Genomic DNA, 19,081 nt, shown 5'->3' on the forward strand with positions numbered 1-19,081 from the left:
TCGCGCATAATCGCAACAAAGATCAACGGAGGTATAGGGGTGAGTGAAATTAAGCGCCAAAAAATATCAGCGAAGGCAGAACAGTTTAGAGAGTCGGTGATTCGAGAAATGACCAGGGTTGCACTGCAACACGATGCAGTCAATCTGGCGCAGGGGTTCCCTGATTTTTCTTGTCCCTTGGAGTTGAAACAGGCAGCATATCAGGCAATAGAGGCGGATGTGAACCAGTATGCCATTACTTGGGGCGATCGCCCATTTCGTCATGCGATCGCTAACAAAGTTCGTTGGTATCTCGGCTTAGATATCAATCCTGAAACCCAAATCACTGTTACCTGTGGTTCTACAGAAGCAATGGCATCTGTGATGCTAGCAACAGTTGATCCCGGTGACGAAGTAATTGTATTTGAGCCATATTACGAAAACTATGGCCCTGATGCGATTTTAGCTGGTGCTATACCCCGTTACGTGACACTCCATCCCCCTCATTGGACATTTGATGAAGCAGAGTTGCGTCAAGCTTTCAATGCCAATACTAAAGCGATTATTATCAACACACCCCACAATCCCACAGGTAAAGTCTTCACTCGTGAAGAACTCACCCTAATTGCTGAACTTTGTCAAAAGTGGGATGTCTTAGCGTTCACGGATGAAATCTACGAACATATTCTCTATGACGGCACTCAACATATTGCCCTCGCGACCCTTCCCGGTATGGAAGAACGCACCGTTACTATTAACGGTCTATCTAAAACTTATAGTGTGACTGGATGGCGAGTCGGCTACATTTTGGCAAACCCCGAATTGACAGGGGCGATTCGCAAAGTCCATGATTTTCTCACCGTTGGCGCACCAGCACCATTGCAACGAGCCGGTGTTGCTGCTATGCAACTGCCACCATCCTATTATGAAGAACTAGCCAAACTTTATCACCAGAAGCGAGACAGCATTTTACAAATTCTAGACCAAGTTGGAATTCCCTATTTTGTTCCCAAAGGAGCCTATTATGTGCTTGCAGATATTTCCAAATTTGGCTATAAAACAGATGTTGAATTCACTTACCATCTGATTAAAAATATTGGTGTTGCTGTAGTTCCTGGTTCCAGCTTTTTCAGCCAACCAGAAAAAGGACATTCGTTAATCAGATTTTGCTTCAGCAAAAGACCTGAGACGTTACAAACAGCGAGTGATCGCTTACTAAAATTGCAATCAAATCTACAGCCAATATTATAATATATTTCTTTTCATATCTTATATTGAGTTGTGAAAATGGCTTTTTTTAAAGTAATCTTTTTTTAGGTTAATTACGGTTTTTTCAGGACATACATCTTCAAGTTAATATAAGTTAATAAAGCATGGCTAATATAAGTTAATAAATGCTTTATTTAGACATTCATTTGTTAAAAAAAATAACATTATTTTCGAGTTAGATTTAACTCTAACTTTCGCTACCCAATTTAAAGTTGACTTACCAAATTAAACCCCACTCTGCAACGGGGGTTTCCAAGCCTTAATGTATAGTAGTCTCCATAAAAACAACACCAAGCTAGTGTAGAATTCGTTGGAATTTCCGGTAATTATATCGGGATAGTAGCCTTAAAAATTCTGGATTAAAAGCCCCATTGACTCTTTAAAAGGATAGGACTAATGTGATGAGTAGTCCTTAAAAGGACACTATCTATACATCAAAAATATCAGGAGGTATTTCCGATGATGATGATGATGACTGAAACCATGACTCCAGAAATGCAGGCTTGCATGGATGTTTGTATGGACTGTCATAAAATGTGTATGGAAACCATGACTCATTGCATGAGCAAAGGTGGTCAGCACATGGACAAGAACATGATGAGCATGATGAGTATGATGCGCGATTGCTCTGAAATGTGCATGATGTGTATGAATATGATGATGAGCGGTTCTGAATTCATGGAACGCACTTGTATGCTTTGTGCTGAAATGTGCGATCGCACTGCAATGGCGTGTGAGATGATGAGCGATGACGCGAAAATGATGGAATGTGCTGCCGCTTGCCGTAAGTGTGCAGAGTCTTGCAGAAGTATGCACATGATGCCCGCATAATTCCACTAACTAGCAGAAGTTTCTCTGCAACCTAATATTCAAGCGCTCAGACTCTTTGCGGTCTGGGCGCTTGAAGTAAAGACTTGCTTTTTATTAAGGTTCGATTGCTTGAACATTAACGGCGGCTGGGCCTTTTTGTCCGTCTTGAATCTCGAACTCGACAGATTGACCTTCGGCAAGGGTCTTAAAGCCATTGCCTTGTATGGCAGAAAAATGTACGAAAACGTCTTTACTTCCATCTGCTGGCGTTATGAAACCAAACCCTTTCGATTCATTAAACCACTTTACTTGACCTTTTACTCGACCTTTTGGTTTTACACCATCTGCGGATATAGATATATCTGCGAATCGTGTGTTTACGCTTATATTAGCTGCGTATGATGGTGTGCTGATTCCAATAACAAGCACAGCAACCAGAGCCACTACAATTATGAATCCACGTACTAAGTGAGACATTTTTTGCTGAAATAGTACACTCATTACAAACTCCTTTGTTGTATAAGAATTTGAAAGTAACATCATATTAATACACTATTTCTGCTCTCAGGGACAGATTCTTTCAGGCTATGAAATCACCAAAATCTCTTTATCAGACATTTTATGTACGGTGCATCTCTGCGTTTATGCCATCAAAATCAACCGCAGAGGATCTAAACGTACATACCAAGGAAAAGGTTGGTCTTTCATCGTCGCCCATTTTTCTTTAAAAACTTCAGCTTGCAGATGGTAATCTTGAGAATTCTTGCCAGCCGAATGTAATTTGAGAAACAACGTCATCCGATGGGGCGTTTCACTGGTTCCCACTAGCCAGCAGGGAAAGGTATTTTCCTGTGATGAGTCGTTGGTAAAAATGAACTGATGGGCACGAATGCCGACGTGGGATAATTCGCTCGTGACTGGTTCAATTACTTGAAGAGTAGAACCCCAATCAGTCGCCTCTACCTGTTGTGATGACTGGAGAACAATGCGGGAGAAGTTTTTACATCCGGTAAGTTGGGCGACACTCACAGTAGCAGGATGCTGGAAAATATCATGTTTGCTACCATAATGAACGGCTCTACCATGCTCCAATACCAACAGATTCGGACAAATCCGATAAGCTTCTTCCATATTATGGGTGACAAATAGAGTCACACCTTGGTAAATAGCTAGAGTGTCTGTCATTTGCTGCTCTAATTGACTACGCAGATGGGTATCAAGTGCGGAAAACGGCTCATCTAAAAGTAATGCTTCCGGTTGACTTGCCAATGCTCTTGCCAAGGCTACCCGTTGTTGTTGTCCCCCAGAAAGTTGGTGCGGATAGCGATCGCCTAATCCCTGCAACTGCATCGCAATTAGTTGCTCCTCAACCTGCACCCGAATACTCCCAGCAGATAGTTTTTTGGGCAAGCCGAAAGCGATATTTTGCGCCACACTCATGTGCGGAAAGAGGGCATAATTCTGCACTAAAAAACCGATGCGGCGATCGCGGCTGGGTAAATTAATTCCTTGTTCTGAGTCAAATAGAACTCTGTCATTTAAAACTATGCGCCCGTTTGTGGGCGTTTCTATCCCCGCCAGGCAGCGCAAAATCATGCTCTTACCTGCTCCAGAACCTCCTAACAATCCCAAGGGTTGCTCATCAGTAGTGAAAGCAACTTTTAAATTAAAGCTAGGAAGGAGTTTTTCAATGTTGACAAACAATCTGCCAGATTCAAAACTAGAGTCCAACGTATAAAGATTTTCTCCCCCTGCCCCCTGCTCCCCGCTCCCCGCTCCCCTCCTCTTTTCCCTCAATTCTTGCCAGAAATTAACTGCAATAATTCCAGAGAGAGAAATCACCATAATTGCGATCGCCCAAAACCAAGCCTCATTCATTGCTCCCGCTTCCACAGCAAAATAAATCGCCATTGGGATTGTCTGCGTTTGTCCTGGAATGTTACCAGCCAGCATCAACGTTGCGCCGAATTCTCCCAAAGCACGGGCAAAAGCGAGCATTGTAGCGGCGACAATACCGGGTAGTGCTAGGGGTAAACTAATCCGCCAAAAGATTGTAGTTTCAGTTGCACCAAGGGTTCTAGCAACTCGCAGCAGATTACCATCTATTTGTTCAAAGGCTCCCAGTGCAGTTTTATACATTAAAGGGAAAGAAACTACCGTGGCTGCGATCGCAGCACCATACCAAGTAAAAACGATGGTGAAGTCAAAAGCCGCCATGAATTTCCCTACAGGGCCATTTTTGCCAAAAAATAGCAGCAACAAGAACCCAACAACCGTAGGCGGTAAAATTAAGGGCGCAATAAAGATACCCTCAATCAAAGATTTACCTTTGCCACGATATCCCAGCATCCAGTAAGCAGCAGCGAGACCGAAGAAGAAGGTGATAAAGGTGGCAAGTAATGAAGTTTTAAGTGATATCCAAAGAGGCGATAAATCCAATGGCATAGTTGCGTAGGGAAGAATTAGCTCAACTAATCCCTAATTTACCAACTTTAATCTTAAAAAGTTGGTAAAAATTGGTCAATTAGATTACAAACAATAAAGAAAATTTGAAAAACAGAATATTCCTATTGTAGAAAGAGTATGTTATCGCTCACACAGCTAGCAGATGTATTTCTGTTATGGAATTTAGAGCAAAAGTAAAAACTCCGCTCTGGACAACCTAGACAAGAAAATATGATATTTGCGTAAGTCCTAAGAAAAATAGCAAGAGGAGATTATTTATGCCTACTATCTACGGCACTTCTGGCAATGACAATCTAAACGGTACTGAATTCGCCGATATCTCCATTTTTGGTTATGCAGGCAACGATAACATTAATGGCAAAGGCGGAAATGACATAATTGATGCTGGAGAGGGAGACGACTACGTTTCCGGTGGTGAGGGTGGTGATACTATCCTCGGTCGTGCAGGCAAAGATTACCTCTACGGAGATAACGGTAATGATGTTATTTATGGTGAAGCAGGCGATGACTTTATCTGGGGTGGAGCAGGCACCGATATTTTACTTGGTGGAACAGGCAATGATACCTACCTCATTTCTGCACAAACGGGGGATACGGCTGACACCATTACTGAATATAGTAATCAGGGCACTGATACGATTTTATCCTACGCAAGCTACACTCTAGGGGCAAACCTGGAGAATTTGACATTATTGTACGCGAATACTGCTTACTATGGCATCGGTAACAGCCTCAACAATAAGATTACAGGAAATGATTACTCAAACTATCTGAATGGTTTGGGAGGAAACGATTACCTTGAAGGCAAAGGCGGGAAGGATTATATCTACGGTGGTGATGGCATTGACAACCTCATTGGTGGGGCTGGTAATGATTTACTTTACGGCGGAACTGGTGGTGATGTCCTCTTCGGCGACGAAATCACAATTGGTAGCGGTACTCCCGTAGGTAATGACTACTTGAGTGGTGAAGATGGTAACGATTTGCTCTACGGGGGACGTGGAAATGACACACTAGTTGGTGGTGCAGGTAATGATTTCTTCAGTGGCTATGGCGGTAGTAGCGGCGAAATCGACAGGTATACTGGCGGTGCTGGGGCGGATACATTCGGGCTTGGTTACAACCAATCTTTTACCAACATTGATTATTTGGGCAGTGGATATGCCATCATCACAGACTTCAAGCGATCGGAAGGTGACAAGATTAAGATTGGTGGTAGTATCAATAGTTACACTCTTCAAAAAACCTCTAATTTTAGCGGTACCGCAGCCTTGGATACCCTCATCTTCAGAAATAGTGACTTAATTGCTGTTGTGCAAGATACTACAAACGTATCTACAGTTTTAGACTTTATTGCCTAATTAACGTATTTTTCATCTGGCTTTGTAAATACGGTTCTTGACAATACTGCGTAGGTTTTGAAGATATGTAGGTTGGGTTGAACTTTAGTGTTACCCAACAAAGCCCTGGAAATGTTGGGTTTCGTTCTTCAAACGCCACTTGCTTCTCCCAAGGGGAGACGCGCAAGGGACAAGTCGGGAAACCGCAAGGGCGCAGTGGCTCCTCAACCTACAGATTTTTATTTTTTAGCGTTAACCGAGCAGTATTGCGGTTCTTGAGCATTTATTTAAAAACAATTTCTATGGATGCCCATAAAAATTGTTTGTATTCCAAGTAATTGAAAACCTCTATAATGTTGTGCTTTTAGAAATTATTTGTATTCAGTTAATTTTAAAAATGCTATGGCAATCTTGAATCTTTCGTGAGAAATAAGATCCCCGATAAATTTTCCGAAGTCGGGGATCTGCGGTTTGCTGTAATTAATCTAGTTGACTGCTGTAGGCACTAAAACCATAAGCCAAAGTTTCTTTTAAAGCATCTGATGGTTTAAGGCTTCTGTTAATAGCATTAGCAAACGGTACTGGAATTCCTTTAATGGTTTCTGGCAAAATTGCGTATTCTTCTGTTGGTTCAACTATGTATTGTGGACACTTAGTCTGTATGCCAGAAGCCGCTAACATTTCATTGATTTCAACAGATGAATATTGCTTAAGATAAACTGGATTTCTCACAAATGGATTCAGCCTTCTGATAAAATTATGAATAATGTGAGAAGGACAAGACTTGTTGTGAAAAGAATGATTAAAAACAAAAATTCCACCAGGTTTTAGCACACGAGAGATATCAGCTAATAATTTTCTTAATTGTGCATCTGGTATATGCATAAAGACGCAGTTAGAAATCACCAAATCTATAGAATTATCTTCTAAAGGCAATATTTCCGCAGAAGTGCAAATCAAGTTAAATTCCGCTTCTGGGAAAAAATTGTATTCTTGTTTAACCTTGATTAACCGCCGCAATAAAGGTTCAGAAATATCAATGCCGTAATATTTCTCACATTTGAGATTTTTCGCTTTCGAGAGATGTAAAGGTGCGCGACCATAGCCAGAACCAATTTCCAGAATGGAACCAACAGATTTATTCAACGGAAATTTGTTCCAAGTACCTCCAGGCGTACCAGTTAGCAGAGTGTAATCTTGTTTAATTGGCGAGGCATCTGTAATTTTTTCAATTTTTTGGGAACCATAATATGTTTTACCAATTGCGTCCCATGTTTTTTTATGTTGAGTATTATTTAATTGTTCATAGTCGCTGGGAAAATAAATGCCATCTCGTAATTCAAAGTCATCCAGACTAAATTTTACATCTGCTAATTGACTCATTATGATTATTCCTCATGAATAGTTAAGTCTGTTTTCTGTTATACTCTCAACTCAGCATTAACCGCAAGGGATTTTTACTGAACTGCTTACCCTAAACCTTTTTTTAAAGTCTATAACTATTTTAAATTCGATGGAATGTACTACTAAAGCGCCTATTGCATCCAAGTGAAAACCGCTATAATAACAACCGGTCGCCTGATTAGAATACAAGCTCGTATACATTAGTTGATGGACTGCAACAATCGGAGGCTGCGATGGTAGAAGGGTTACAACCAAAACGGGTGGTAGTTGTAGGTGCTGGTTGGGCTGGTTTAGGAGCAACCTACCATTTGGCAAAACAAGGTTATGATGTGACACTTCTCGAAGCAGGCCCCTATCCTGGTGGATTGGTGGCAGGTTGGCAAACGGCAGCCGGAAAATCTGTTGAAGCTGGCATTCATGGCTTCTGGTATCCTTACAGAAATATTTTTTCTTTAATTAATGAATTAGAAATTAATCCTTTTACTACTTGGACTCGTTCTTCGCAATATTCGCCAGCAGGTTTGGAAGTTGAATCACCAATTTTTCAAGACTTACCGCGACTTCCCTCGCCACTGGGAACTTTTCTCTACACTCAGTTTAAGCGGCTGCCACTAATTGACCGTCTCAGTGCCTTGCCTTTACTTTATGCTGTCGTTGATTTTGACAATTCTGATGCAGCTTGGCGGCGCTATGATTTTGTAACTGCCCGTGAATTGTTCAAAGACTTTAACGTTTCTTTCCGACTTTACCGCGAGGCTTTTGAACCGATGTTATTAGTCGGCTTGTTTGCCCCTGGTGAACAGTGTTCAGCCGCCGCAACTTTAGGGATGCTTTACTTTTTTATTCTGGCTCATCAAGCCGATTTTGATGTGGTTTGGTGTCGGGGAACTGTCGGAGAAAAGATATTTCGTCCTTGGGTGGAACGAATCGAAAAGGCTGGTGCGCGAGTGTTACCCAAGCGTAGAGTTACAGATTTAATTGTTGATAGTAATCAGGTTAAGGCTGTAGTTTGCGGTGATGAAGTAATTGAAGCAGATGCCGTGATTTTCGCAGTTGGAATCACGGGGATGAAGAAAATTGTCTCAACTAGTCCTAGTTTACAAAGCCGTGAAGAATTCCGTAATTTGAGCAATTTAGGGGCAATAGATGTTTTAGCCACGCGACTATGGTTTGACCGCAAAATTAATATTCCTCGTCCTTCTAATGCTTGTTTTGGATTCGACGCAAGTACAGGTTGGACGTTTTTTGATTTGAATGCTCTACATGATGAATATCGGGATGAACCGGGAACGGTGATTGAAGCTGATTTCTATCACGCTAATCAGTTTCTAGGTTTGAGTGATGAGGAGATTTTAGCAATAGTTCAGGGTTATTTAGCAACTTGTGTACCCGCATTTCGAGAGGCAAAGATAATTGATAGTAGTGTAATTCGGCTACCTCAAGCGGTGACTCACTTTGCACCTGGTAGCTATCGTTATATGTTGCCCGCTAAGACCAGTTTTGAGAATGTGTTTATGAGTGGGGATTGGATTGTGAACCGTCATGGTTCCTGGTCGCAGGAAAAGGCTTATGTTACTGGTTTGGAGGCGGCCAATTTGGTGGTGTCTTATTTGGGAGAAGGTCAGCCATCTGAGATTTTAGCTGTAGAAGAGGATGAAGCGCATATCCAAGTGGCGCGATCGCTCAACCAAACTTTGCGTGACTTGGGCAAATCTATCCTACCTGACTTTTGGCTACCGTAATTTGCATCCCTGGTGTATGTATATTTCTCGCAAATCTAGTTAATCATCAATTGCAATCTAAATTCGGTAAGCTAAAGAAAGCGATCGCGATACTATCCTTATAATGTAAATCAAATCACATCAGCTTATGGAGCCAGACTCTTTACCAACCGAGGTAATTCTGACTCACCCGCGTGAGTCCCTCGGTAAGGTGCAACTTGATTGGACACCCCAACCCGGAAACTATCTCGATTTTCAAGGTAAAACCTACGCGGTTTTAGAACGCCGCCATCGATACCAACTTCAAGCTGGGCGCTACCGCCTGCATAATATTGCCATTTATGTCCAATCTGCTAAACGACCATCTGAGAAAAGTTTGGTAGCAGGACGTTGGGTAATCGGTGATGCCACCTGCTGCTACAATGCTCATTCAGAACTCATTCGCTGTGCAGTCAACCCAGATGGCCCTTGCGAATCTTGCCGCTTTTATGAAAAGTTAGAAGTTAGGAGTTAGGAGTTAAGAGTTAAAAGTTATTCTCCCTCATCTCTTCCATCCCCGTCAGCTTCCGGCACTAAAAACTTCTCCCACAGTTAAGCGGGTACCATTAACAAAATCCCATCCCGACTGGGGACGTTTACCGGCTAGCTGAACTTCTCGCAACAGCAACAATCCTTCCCCAGTTTGGACGATCGCACCAATTCCTTTGACAATGCTTACTACAACTCCTGGTTTGTCTAATGTGTTTGACAAATCAGGCAATTTATGGAGTAATTCTTGTAGTTCTGGTGGTAGATCGCGTAGACGCGGAGCGGCTTGTCGCCAGACATCGCCTACAGAAGCAAGGGGAGCAGAAGCGGTGATTTTCAACAGGTTGTTACGAAAGGTAGCCGTGCAGTTAGGGTAAAAGCCTCTAATTTGATTGTGTAATTGCATCGCACTTTTTGACCAATCTAAAGCATAGTCTGGTTTTTGAATCAGAGGCGCATAAGTAGCAGCTAAATTATCTTGGGGAATTGGTTGAATTTCTTGACGTTCCAACTTCAACAGAGTTTCCACCAATAAATCTCCACCAATCGCCGCTAGTCTTTCGGCTAAATCTTGGGCATTATCTAGTAATCCAATGGGTGTAGTGGCGATTTGTAGCATTGCGCCAGTATCCATCCCCACATCCATTAACATCGTCGTGATCCCCGTTTCACTCTCACCGTTATACAAACACCACTGAATCGGCGCTGCACCACGATATTTGGGTAAAATTGAGCCATGCACATTAATGCAGGCCAATTTTGGCATCTTCAAGATTTTTGCCGATAAAATCTGTCCATAAGCGACAACAACAAACACATCTGCATCTAATTCTTTGAGTTTGGTTAAAGTTTCAGTGTCTTTTTTGACTCGTTGGGGTTGCCATACTGATAAATTGTGAGCAGTTGCGATCGCTTTCACTGGTGTTGGCGTCAGTTTATTTCCGCGTTCCCGACGTTTATCTGGTTGGGTAACAACTGCCAGCACCTCAAATTCTGAATGATTCAATAACTTTTCCAATGTGGGTACAGCAAACTGAGGTGTACCAAAAAATACAATTTTCATTAATACATTAGTTGTTAGTCATTAGTTAATCGTAAGTGCGCCCCTCACAACTGACAACATTTAAGTTGTATTTTGAAACAGAAATAACTCAGCTAGCATCTAACAGGCTAATGTATTATGGAAAGCAGTTGCAAAACACAGTTAATTCTCTGTAAATAATATTGGCTGTTTGGTGGTACAATACTTTCGTATTCATGAAACAAAAGCCTGCAAACTTAACTATTAAGTTAAGTTTGCAAGTGTAAAAGCTAGTATCAACTGCATGTGCCTCTAGTGAATCTAATCACTTAGTGGTTTTTCGTTGCGAATCGCTAGAGTATCTACCGTGTAACTTTTGTTGTGTTCCCCGTCGTCTTCCCCAAATTGGCTTGAAATACAGTTGCGTTTCCAAAAAAATATTGCGTCTTCTAGCTATTTTTGTAGTTTAGATAGCAATTTATAACTTTGGGTTGCTGATAGCAATATCTTCTGAGTATGATGTATTATGCGTCTTCTTTCCCAGGTTTTTAATTAACGCCTCACGTTTACCATCTTGAGGGTTTGCGCTGTTATATTTAGTGGGTAACTTGCTTATTTGCTGTGTACTAGCGGTCGCTAGTACGATCCCCAGATGCTAAGTTATCTCACTCTTAGTTGCAAGCGTCATTCTCCAAACTCTACCCGAAATGTTCCTTAACCATACCTATTTTTGGTGTGGTTGGGTATAGCAACCTTATATATCGTGTAGTAATTACTGAGTAATCAGCATATATACTATACTCGCATATTTTGGCAAAAAAACATTCAGTACCTTAGGAAGAAAAGGTGTAGACAATGATACTTAATTTTTGTAAAACTATACAAACTTTGAAGCAATTATCTAGTCAAAGTTTTTAGTTTCTTGTTATACATATAACTACCGCCTGCCCCATTACTGCATAGGTATTGCTTCTCACATAGCAACCACCCCCTCTAGAGAGTCTACAAATGCTTAAACCCCTTTTGCTGTCAGGATGGTTCCGCGCCCAACCATTTCTCAATTACGTTGTCGTTGTAATATTGATTGCACCCTTGCTAGGGGCATCGACTCACTCGAACCCAGTAAGATCCGAAGTAGCTAAACTAACTTCGATAACTGGAGAGTCGGACTCTGTATTAAAGGAAATAGCTGTAGTTGGGGAATCTGAGATAGCTGAAACATTATTAAAAACAGATCAAATCGACTCATTAATAGAAGAAGACTTTGACTCTGCACCAACAGAAAGTACTGCTGTTCACGAATCGCAAGTATTACTAGCAGATAAAATTGAGTCTTTGGATCAATTAGATAGTGCTGTGTCAAGCAGCGATGTAACTATTCCCAATTCTTTAGCAGCCGTTGAACTCGCACCATCAACAGATGTTCCAGTTAGTCAACTTAATTTAGTACGAAAACTCAAAGCTGTTAATGTCAGGTCTTTGAGAGGACAAGAAAATTCTCCCTCTAGAACAAAGTCTTTGACAGCAACTCAAGTAGCACCAACTATTAGAGAATCACAATCAACCACAGCGACAAAAATACCTGTAGTAGAACCAGTTAATGAGTCCCAAGCAGAACAAATAGATCCTATCGGTAGTCCTCATCCGATTCCTTGGAAATGGATTACAGCAACTCAAGAGGCAATTGGTTCTAAGGGTGGTTCTGGAGTGCGTCATTATCGCAGCGTACCTGTGATTTCTCCAGATGGTAAATATGCTGTTTATAGCCGGGTACAACTGGAGGTAAAACCAGAAATGTACAACAGCCGTGTCACCAGTGTTCTGTTTGTTCAAGATATGCAAACTAAGAAATTGTGGGTGATGGCTTCAACGACTCCAGTTAGCGATCCTTTATTAAGGGTAAAAGCTGTAAAGGCAGAATCTTTAGAAGAAACTGATCCGAGCGGTAAGATTGGGGTATTAGTTCCAGTTAGCTGGTCAGAAAAAGGCGATCGCTTCTTAGCACGCAAGTTTGAAGGTATATTTAACACAGGTGATTCTACAGATAGTGCAGTGATTTGGGATCGGCAAAAAAATCACGCTAATATAGTTGCTCCTGTCAATGAGGAAGAACAGCATGATAAAGTTGCTGTCTTGTTAGGCTGGAGTAAAAGTCAACCAGATCAGGTGTTGTTCCGTGCAGGCGAGTTGGGTGAGGATAACTGGCCATTAGTGCAAGTTACTAATGATGGCAAGACTGTCACAACAACAGACAACGATCAGCCGATTACTTTTGGTAAAAAGGTGACAGAAATTTGGGCAGGCCCACAAGTCGCCTACCGATAGGTTATAAAAAATCCTATATACTCCCGTTGTTATCACTGCTGACAACGGGATTTTTTGGCGTTGCATAAAATATTGATGATTCTTGTGGGGTAGGCATTGGCCGAGATGTATGTAATTTCCGGCAAGATGGACTCTTAACCCCTATCCTGTGTGAATTGGAAAAATTGCTATATTAGAATCAAAAAAGCCGTTATTTACAACGGAAAATCAAGCCTTTTCAGGTCATTTTGCAGGTTTTAGGTCATATCTCGGCTCAATACCCATCTAAGTCAGATGAAGATAGTTTTGGACTTGGCAAATGATAATGTGTTGCAGAAAGTTGTGCCACCATCGCTGCACGAGATGACACTTCAAGCTTACGGAACATTCGCTTCAAAGCCTGCTTGACAGAATTTTCAGTAATCCAAAGTTCAGTCCCAATTTCTGCGTTGGTTCGTCCCAACGCAACCAACGCAGAAATTTGCAACTCACGAGACGTTAAACGATTGATTTTAAACGGTTGCTCCGCTTCTTTTGGAGTTGGGCTTTGCGTTAATCGCATGGTTGTAGCCCAAACTGATAAGTGCAAGCAGATGGCGCTCAAATCAGCTAGATTTTGGGTATTAAAGGCAGGCATCGACTTTTCACGAGTACAGCCCACGACACCTACTAATTGACCACGATCAATAATCGGCCCTGCCATCACATGCCAATGATCGGGACGAGGACAAATGATTGCCCAAGCCTTTGGTGATGTTACCAATCCTTCATGAACCGGAGTATGACGCTCCGCTACATAACGCGCCACTGGATTATGCTCGATCGAAAGTGCAACATTCAATATTTTCTGAAGATTGCGATTGGCTAAGGGCAGTTGGTCGAAGAAGAAAATCCCCGATCGCTTGGCTGCAAAATATTCACCAATTTTTGGCACGAGTTGCGATCGCAACTCGCGTTCATGTTTTACCTGGTTAATGCCTTCAAATAAAAGCTGTAAGGAAAGCGTCATCTGGCGAAAAGAGTACTCGTTCGAGGACTGGGCGAGGTCGGTTGCCACTTCTAGTATAAGGATAGATTTCGTAGCAACTGTCATCAGGAGATTGATTCATGACTAACTTACAAAAGCACATTATTGGCTTGGTACTTTATCCTGGCATGACCGCACTTGATATTGTGGGGCCCCAGACAGTTTTTAGTTCACTTCCTGGTGTCCACATCCACCGCATCTGGAAAGCGTTAGACCCGATCAAAACCGATGACGGAATGATCATTTTGCCTGATACCACCTTTGAGAATTGCCCGTCCTTGGACGTGATCTGTGTCGGTGGCGGTTTAGGACAGAGTGCAGTAGTAGATGATCCAGAAGTGCTTGAGTTTTTCCAGAAACAGGGGAGCATAGCAAAGTTCATCACCTCTGTATGCGGGGGGTCTGAGTTTTTAGCGAAGGCAGGACTGCTACAAGGCTATCGAGCGGCTACTCACTGGATGGCACGCGAACAACTCGCAAGGTTGGGCGTTGAGGTCGGAACGGAGCGAGTCGTGATTGACCGAAATCGCATGACTGGTGGGGGGGTTACGGCAGGCATTGATTTTGGTCTAACAATTGCTGAAGTGCTTTGTGGTCAGGAAGCCGCCAAGATCGCTCAACTATTAATGGAGTACGATCCAGCCCCTCCATTCGATGTCGGTTCACCCGAAAAAGCGGGGGCTGAATTAGTCAACAAAGCGATGTCATATGCTGCGGCGACATTTGCTTTAGAGGTATAGGCAGTCTAATATGACCACAAATTTGGAAATTGAGCGTGTTCCCACTCGTTGGATACAAATCGCTTTTTATACGACTTCAATCGTCTTTAACCTCTGCTTAATTGCTCAGTTATTAACGGTTGGGGTTGCCTACTTCAACGATCCTGCCTGGTGGACTATTCATGTTTGGCTGGTGCGAGGGTACAGTGGACTATCGTTTCTATTACTGGGAGGGTCGTTCATCGCCCCATTCTCAGACAAAATCCGATTTCTGTCGGTTAGTTTACCTGTCCTGCTTGGACTTCAATTTGCCAGCATTCATCTCAAGAGTCCGCTTTACCTAGAGATTCTCCATCCTCTGATTGGATTCATGTTGCTCTATGTTTCTTCAAGCCTTGTCCATCGTGTAGCGCGCACGTTATGACCTACCCACTATCAGACTCAGTAAATTTCAGGGGTAGAAAGGATGACTTTGTTGCAAAAACTACTTCAGGATAAAAGGGTCAAATGAGCAATCGTGGTGACTAAGCCGTTCTGTCACCACGATCGCTACGAGAACGCTGTTGAATAGATAATATTGCAGAAACTTAACTATAAACTCCAATAAAAATTATCGAATCTCGATTAAAACTATAAAGATTTATTTATCACCTCTTTCCCACTCAGGTACGGCACCTTTCACCCGACGGATGGGTAAATTGGCAATTAAAGCTGTGGTTCGTTGGTTGCTTTCTAAAGAGAACTCCAAGCCCTCTGTCTCAATTTCGACATAGCGACAGACGACATCTAGGATTTCTTTCCGCATTTTTTCCAACGTTTGAGGATCTAAGTCAGCGCGATCGTGAGCAATCACCAATTGCAGGCGACGTTTAACTTGAGTTCGACTGCTATCAGCGCCGCGAGAAAAAAGTTTTTCTAGAAGTTCAATCATTACGAATAGGTCTGGGGCGGAGATTGGAAAAGTAAGTTAAACAATCTTTGTCCTGAACAACCTTCGTATACGGGCGAAGATGCTGTCTTGGGACGAGTCGATCTCCAGAAATTCGACACTTTCCCCTTCTAATCTACGAGCAATGTTCTCAAAGGCTGTGGCAGCTAAAGATGGATTTTCCGCTAACACTAAGGGTTCGCCGCGATTGGTAGATACAATAACACGCTCGTCGTCAGGGATTACCCCGATCAGGGGAATGGCGAGAAGTTCCTGAACATCTTGCACTGACATCATATCATTTGCCTGCACCATTGCGGGTCTGATGCGGTTAATTATTAAATGAACACGTTTGATACCTTGTGCTTCTAGTAACCCCACCACCCGGTCAGCATCACGAACTGAGGAAATTTCTGGTGTGCTGATAACTAGCGCTTCTTTTGCCGGGCCGATCGCATTTTTAAATCCATTTTCAATACCGGCAGGGCTATCAATAATCACATACTGATATTTTTGTGCTAGTGCATTCACCAATAACTTCATCTGTTCGGGTGTGACTGCATCTTTAGAGCGATTTTGGGCTGCCGGCAAGAGTACGAGATTGGGTTGGCGCTTATCTTTCACTAAGGCTTGTTCGAGACGGCACTCTCTGGCTAAGACTTCTACCGCAGTATAAACAATGCGGTTTTCCAGCCCTAGCAGCAAATCCAAATTTCTCAGACCAAAATCTGCATCAACCAAGGCAACTTGACGCCCCATTTTGGCTAAAGCCATGCCCAAATTTGCTGAAACTGTGGTTTTACCCACTCCTCCTTTACCGGAGGTAATCACAATAATGCGAGTCATGATAGAAATGCGGTCAATGAGGGTTCAGGAAATATAAAACAGTAAATTGCAGTATAAAGTATGAAGTATCGTATCAAGTATGAAGAAATATCTGTTCTCCCTGATGAGGGTGAGGCATGAATATTTGTCTTATTTCATCCTTACTTATATACTTCATTCTTTAAGTAAATATTTATGGATCTTGATTGCTTTTGGTGAATTGGTTTCTAGAAAAATCAGTAGCCCTAGCGATGCGAATTCCTTGGGGCGTAATATGTGCCACCTCTGGAGAAAACTGCATTGGTGGTTTTTCTGGCGCCCTTGCTACGGCATCTGCAATCCGCAGTTGAGTTGGTTCCATTTGCAAGGCCATAATCAGACACTCACGATTGCCTCCAGCCCCAGCATGAGCAATTCCACGTAGGCGACCCCAGATAATAATATCTCCATCTGCAATTACAATACCACCTGGGTTTAAATCTCCCAAGATAATTACTGTCCCAGGATGACGAATTTCTACTCCAGAGCGGACTGTCATTTCTAGATAAAGGGCATCTTCTTGGGGGATGGCTGTAGCTGCTGGTTCTGAACTCAGGGAAGTTACGGGCTGTAATTGTTCTACAGAATACCCAGATGTCACGGCAGCGATCGCAGTTTGCCGCCGACTCGTCGAGACAGATATGAGTCGGAGTTGGGCTTCACTCAAAGCTTCGGCAAGTTCTTGGAGTTGTCTGGTATCTACCAAACGGTCTTGTGCCATTAAATGCACAGGTGTATTAGATATACGGAAGCGATCGCCTGCACTGAGACGTTGCCTGATTTGTTGCCAAATATCAGACCAAGTGAGTTCTGAGGCAGATGCCTGAGATTCTGGGGGCAAAATTAATAACAGTCGTCCCTCCTTACTCTTTAACTGGACTTGAGTATTATCATTTACGCGATGCCCTGGTAATGCTAACTCATTGGGATTTAAATCAGTAAGAATAAAATCTGATGCCGCATCAGGATTTGACTCTACATCTGGTTGAGAAGGATTTGACTCTACATCTGGTTGAGAAGGATTTGACTCTACATCCCCAGATACAGTATTTGATTTTAAATAAAGGAGGACAGATTTTAACTCAGCATCCGGGAGGATAGAATCTGACTCTATGTCAGAAACGGTAAGATTTCTCTCTGCCTCAGAAAGGATAGAGTTTGCTTCTGCATTAGGAAGTGCAGAATTTGACTTGAGATTGGGAATCGCAGAATCAGAAGTCATGGAGTACTAGCCAAAAGACAAAGGATACACAGGTTTTAAATTTTGGGTCGCACCTTTGGTGCGCTTCCAGCGCAACTTGGATTTTGGATTTGTATTGCGTAGCAAGATATTAGTCTGGTGTGAACCAAAAGATTATTTAATCTCAAATCTCAAATCTCAAATTGGCAAGGTCAATCTCTGATAAACTGTCGCCAACGCATCAGCATCACCAACATTACCTGGAAACAGCACCACAGGTAAATCAGGAAATTGGGGATGATCGGATGACGTTAACACTATTGAACAACCAGCTAAAATTTGACCGAGTAAACGGGCTGAAGTTAAAGCTAGTCCAGTACTCAAGACATCGTTTGAAGTAATGCCACCCTTGCTGATTAAGAATCCTATATTAGATGGTAAACCGCGCACAATATCCATCAATAGACCTGAAACTTTTTCTCCAAACTCCAATCGTGTCTTGACATCTTTAAAATCCAGTTCTTGACGGCTAGTATAAACCACTGGTGTTTTGCCAGCTTCGTGTGCTACCCGTGTACTTTCTTGAATTTCAGTTAGCAATGCCGCAGATTGATTGGCATCATCAAGTAATTGCGCTACATTGACTTCGATTCCCACCGTTCCTTCTACTTGCAACAGCACCTCTAATTGCTGAGTAGTCTTATTCACATGAGAACCAACAATCACCGCACCCGGTTTGCCTTGTCGCACGTACTGAGCCATGTTTTCGGCGGTAATGGGTTGGGGTGGTAAAGCAGCTAAAGCCGTTAAAATACTGGCTGCACTACGAAATAAAAAGCGTTTACCTTGACTGGCGGCTGCTAATATATCTACTGCAAAGCGGTTGAGATCGGCTTGAGTTTCACCATCGACAACAGCGCACTGATTACCATGAAGTTGTAACAATCGTTCCAAACTACCAGCACGAATATCAGCTACGAGAAACCTTTCTACAGCTTCGGCACTAATTCGTCCTTGAGTCTTTTCTTCGACGTACTTGGGTAAGTAACTGTGATCGTAGCTGAAGACTGAATCACGGGCAAATTCAGTTTCATGGACTGGGGTGGTTACATCGTCAAGAATCAAGTAATGCACGCTATCGCGGGTGATGCGTCCACCCTCAAAAAATGCTGGGACGAGAAAATGAGCATCAAAAGGGCCGAGTTCTTGTGCGATCGCATCAGTTTCAATCGGATAATGTCCCCGCAAAGTAGAATCAGAACGGCTGACAATCAGAAAATCATCAATTCCTTCAGCATTCAAAGCGATTTTTAGGTTCTGGCAAACTTCTTTGGTGACAGATGCAGCTGACTCTGGCGTTAGCGATCTAGTATTTGTCAGCACAAAGAAAATCGGTGAATCATCCTGCAACCCGCTACGTAAAGTGTCCACATCCCAGTGCATTAGTAGCAAGCAGCTATGGACTGTTTGAGAACCTGTAGGGTCATCATCCAGGACAATGATTTTGGGTTTGTTGCTCAT

17 protein-coding genes are annotated in these 19,081 nt (G+C 42.6%); 8 read left to right on the forward strand and 9 right to left on the reverse strand.

Translation table 11 applies throughout. The features are described 5' to 3' along the window. The first annotated feature begins 39 nt into the window (after window positions 1-39). Window positions 40-1,230, forward strand: coding sequence for an aminotransferase class I/II-fold pyridoxal phosphate-dependent enzyme (locus HWQ39_RS12365; protein ID WP_292844816.1), 1,191 nt, complete (start codon window positions 40-42; stop codon window positions 1,228-1,230). A gap of 477 nt (window positions 1,231-1,707) precedes the next feature. Continuing rightward, on the forward strand, window positions 1,708-2,079 hold the full coding sequence (locus HWQ39_RS12370) for a four-helix bundle copper-binding protein (RefSeq protein ID WP_292844818.1): 372 nt from the start codon (window positions 1,708-1,710) through the stop codon (window positions 2,077-2,079). A gap of 93 nt (window positions 2,080-2,172) precedes the next feature. Here HWQ39_RS12370 and cspE read toward each other — a convergent pair whose 3' ends face one another. After that, window positions 2,173-2,412, reverse strand: coding sequence for a transcription antiterminator/RNA stability regulator CspE (cspE, locus tag HWQ39_RS12375; RefSeq protein ID WP_292844987.1), 240 nt, complete (start codon window positions 2,410-2,412; stop codon window positions 2,173-2,175). A 288-nt stretch (window positions 2,413-2,700) separates the two neighbouring features. Next, window positions 2,701-4,503, reverse strand: a complete 1,803-nt coding sequence (gene modB / locus HWQ39_RS12380; protein WP_292844820.1) for a molybdate ABC transporter permease subunit — start codon at window positions 4,501-4,503, stop codon at window positions 2,701-2,703. A gap of 278 nt (window positions 4,504-4,781) precedes the next feature. Here modB and HWQ39_RS12385 point away from each other — a divergent pair, with 278 nt between their 5' ends. Continuing rightward, window positions 4,782-5,885 (forward strand): calcium-binding protein, encoded by a 1,104-nt coding sequence (locus HWQ39_RS12385; RefSeq protein ID WP_292844822.1) that lies wholly within the window; start codon window positions 4,782-4,784, stop codon window positions 5,883-5,885. A 459-nt stretch (window positions 5,886-6,344) separates the two neighbouring features. On the opposite strand, the gene HWQ39_RS12390 is transcribed toward HWQ39_RS12385, so the two are convergent. Continuing rightward, entirely contained in the window at window positions 6,345-7,247 is a 903-nt protein-coding gene (locus HWQ39_RS12390) for a class I SAM-dependent methyltransferase (protein WP_292844824.1), read from the reverse strand. A gap of 254 nt (window positions 7,248-7,501) precedes the next feature. Here HWQ39_RS12390 and HWQ39_RS12395 point away from each other — a divergent pair, with 254 nt between their 5' ends. After that, entirely contained in the window at window positions 7,502-9,010 is a 1,509-nt protein-coding gene (locus HWQ39_RS12395) for an FAD-dependent oxidoreductase (RefSeq protein WP_292844826.1), read from the forward strand. A gap of 127 nt (window positions 9,011-9,137) precedes the next feature. After that, window positions 9,138-9,503: a DUF6464 family protein gene (locus tag HWQ39_RS12400; RefSeq protein ID WP_292844828.1), complete on the forward strand. Its 366-nt coding sequence runs from the start codon at window positions 9,138-9,140 to the stop codon at window positions 9,501-9,503. Between the two features lie 45 nt (window positions 9,504-9,548). On the opposite strand, the gene fmt is transcribed toward HWQ39_RS12400, so the two are convergent. Beyond that, window positions 9,549-10,580, reverse strand: coding sequence for a methionyl-tRNA formyltransferase (gene fmt / locus HWQ39_RS12405; RefSeq protein WP_292844830.1), 1,032 nt, complete (start codon window positions 10,578-10,580; stop codon window positions 9,549-9,551). A gap of 966 nt (window positions 10,581-11,546) precedes the next feature. On the opposite strand from fmt, the gene HWQ39_RS12410 reads away from it, so the two are divergent. After that, on the forward strand, window positions 11,547-12,863 hold the full coding sequence (locus HWQ39_RS12410; protein WP_292844832.1) for a hypothetical protein: 1,317 nt from the start codon (window positions 11,547-11,549) through the stop codon (window positions 12,861-12,863). A 253-nt stretch (window positions 12,864-13,116) separates the two neighbouring features. On the opposite strand, the gene HWQ39_RS12415 is transcribed toward HWQ39_RS12410, so the two are convergent. Then, window positions 13,117-13,851 (reverse strand): LuxR C-terminal-related transcriptional regulator, encoded by a 735-nt coding sequence (locus HWQ39_RS12415; RefSeq protein ID WP_292844990.1) that lies wholly within the window; start codon window positions 13,849-13,851, stop codon window positions 13,117-13,119. A gap of 98 nt (window positions 13,852-13,949) precedes the next feature. Here HWQ39_RS12415 and HWQ39_RS12420 point away from each other — a divergent pair, with 98 nt between their 5' ends. Together HWQ39_RS12420 and HWQ39_RS12425 are read left to right on the forward strand one after the other, a co-directional pair. Beyond that, complete coding sequence (locus tag HWQ39_RS12420) at window positions 13,950-14,609, forward strand: DJ-1/PfpI family protein (RefSeq protein ID WP_292844834.1); 660 nt, start codon at window positions 13,950-13,952, stop codon at window positions 14,607-14,609. Between the two features lie 10 nt (window positions 14,610-14,619). Then, window positions 14,620-15,012, forward strand: coding sequence for a DUF6220 domain-containing protein (locus HWQ39_RS12425; protein WP_292844836.1), 393 nt, complete (start codon window positions 14,620-14,622; stop codon window positions 15,010-15,012). A gap of 216 nt (window positions 15,013-15,228) precedes the next feature. Here the strand turns inward: HWQ39_RS12425 and minE are convergent, their stop codons facing one another. The 4 genes from minE to HWQ39_RS12445 form a co-directional block, all read right to left on the reverse strand. Further along, entirely contained in the window at window positions 15,229-15,519 is a 291-nt protein-coding gene (minE, locus tag HWQ39_RS12430; RefSeq protein ID WP_292844838.1) for a cell division topological specificity factor MinE, read from the reverse strand. Between the two features lie 36 nt (window positions 15,520-15,555). Then, window positions 15,556-16,362: a septum site-determining protein MinD gene (gene minD / locus HWQ39_RS12435; protein WP_100900385.1), complete on the reverse strand. Its 807-nt coding sequence runs from the start codon at window positions 16,360-16,362 to the stop codon at window positions 15,556-15,558. A 172-nt stretch (window positions 16,363-16,534) separates the two neighbouring features. Beyond that, entirely contained in the window at window positions 16,535-17,602 is a 1,068-nt protein-coding gene (minC, locus tag HWQ39_RS12440) for a septum site-determining protein MinC (protein WP_292844840.1), read from the reverse strand. A gap of 156 nt (window positions 17,603-17,758) precedes the next feature. After that, a complete protein-coding gene (locus tag HWQ39_RS12445; RefSeq protein WP_292844842.1) occupies window positions 17,759-19,081 on the reverse strand; it encodes a four-carbon acid sugar kinase family protein in 1,323 nt (440 codons plus the stop codon).

This window comes from Nostoc sp. NMS8 (assembly GCF_017115045.1).
GTDB lineage: Bacteria > Cyanobacteriota > Cyanobacteriia > Cyanobacteriales > Nostocaceae > Nostoc.

Bases quoted from the DNA above. Each gene is read 5' to 3' on its own strand.
- HWQ39_RS12415 (WP_292844990.1), bottom strand. From the start codon at position 13,851: ATGACGCTTTCCTTACAGCTTTTATTTGAAGGCATTAACCAGGTAAAA.
- HWQ39_RS12420 (WP_292844834.1), top strand. From the start codon at position 13,950: ATGACTAACTTACAAAAGCACATTATTGGCTTGGTACTTTATCCTGGC.
- HWQ39_RS12370 (WP_292844818.1), top strand. From the start codon at position 1,708: ATGATGATGATGATGACTGAAACCATGACTCCAGAAATGCAGGCTTGC.
- fmt (WP_292844830.1), bottom strand. From the start codon at position 10,580: ATGAAAATTGTATTTTTTGGTACACCTCAGTTTGCTGTACCCACATTG.
- HWQ39_RS12410 (WP_292844832.1), top strand. From the start codon at position 11,547: ATGCTTAAACCCCTTTTGCTGTCAGGATGGTTCCGCGCCCAACCATTT.
- minD (WP_100900385.1), bottom strand. From the start codon at position 16,362: ATGACTCGCATTATTGTGATTACCTCCGGTAAAGGAGGAGTGGGTAAA.
- HWQ39_RS12400 (WP_292844828.1), top strand. From the start codon at position 9,138: ATGGAGCCAGACTCTTTACCAACCGAGGTAATTCTGACTCACCCGCGT.
- minE (WP_292844838.1), bottom strand. From the start codon at position 15,519: ATGATTGAACTTCTAGAAAAACTTTTTTCTCGCGGCGCTGATAGCAGT.
- HWQ39_RS12385 (WP_292844822.1), top strand. From the start codon at position 4,782: ATGCCTACTATCTACGGCACTTCTGGCAATGACAATCTAAACGGTACT.
- modB (WP_292844820.1), bottom strand. From the start codon at position 4,503: ATGCCATTGGATTTATCGCCTCTTTGGATATCACTTAAAACTTCATTA.
- HWQ39_RS12445 (WP_292844842.1), bottom strand. From the start codon at position 19,081: ATGAGCAACAAACCCAAAATCATTGTCCTGGATGATGACCCTACAGGT.
- HWQ39_RS12425 (WP_292844836.1), top strand. From the start codon at position 14,620: ATGACCACAAATTTGGAAATTGAGCGTGTTCCCACTCGTTGGATACAA.
- HWQ39_RS12390 (WP_292844824.1), bottom strand. From the start codon at position 7,247: ATGAGTCAATTAGCAGATGTAAAATTTAGTCTGGATGACTTTGAATTA.
- HWQ39_RS12395 (WP_292844826.1), top strand. From the start codon at position 7,502: ATGGTAGAAGGGTTACAACCAAAACGGGTGGTAGTTGTAGGTGCTGGT.
- minC (WP_292844840.1), bottom strand. From the start codon at position 17,602: ATGACTTCTGATTCTGCGATTCCCAATCTCAAGTCAAATTCTGCACTT.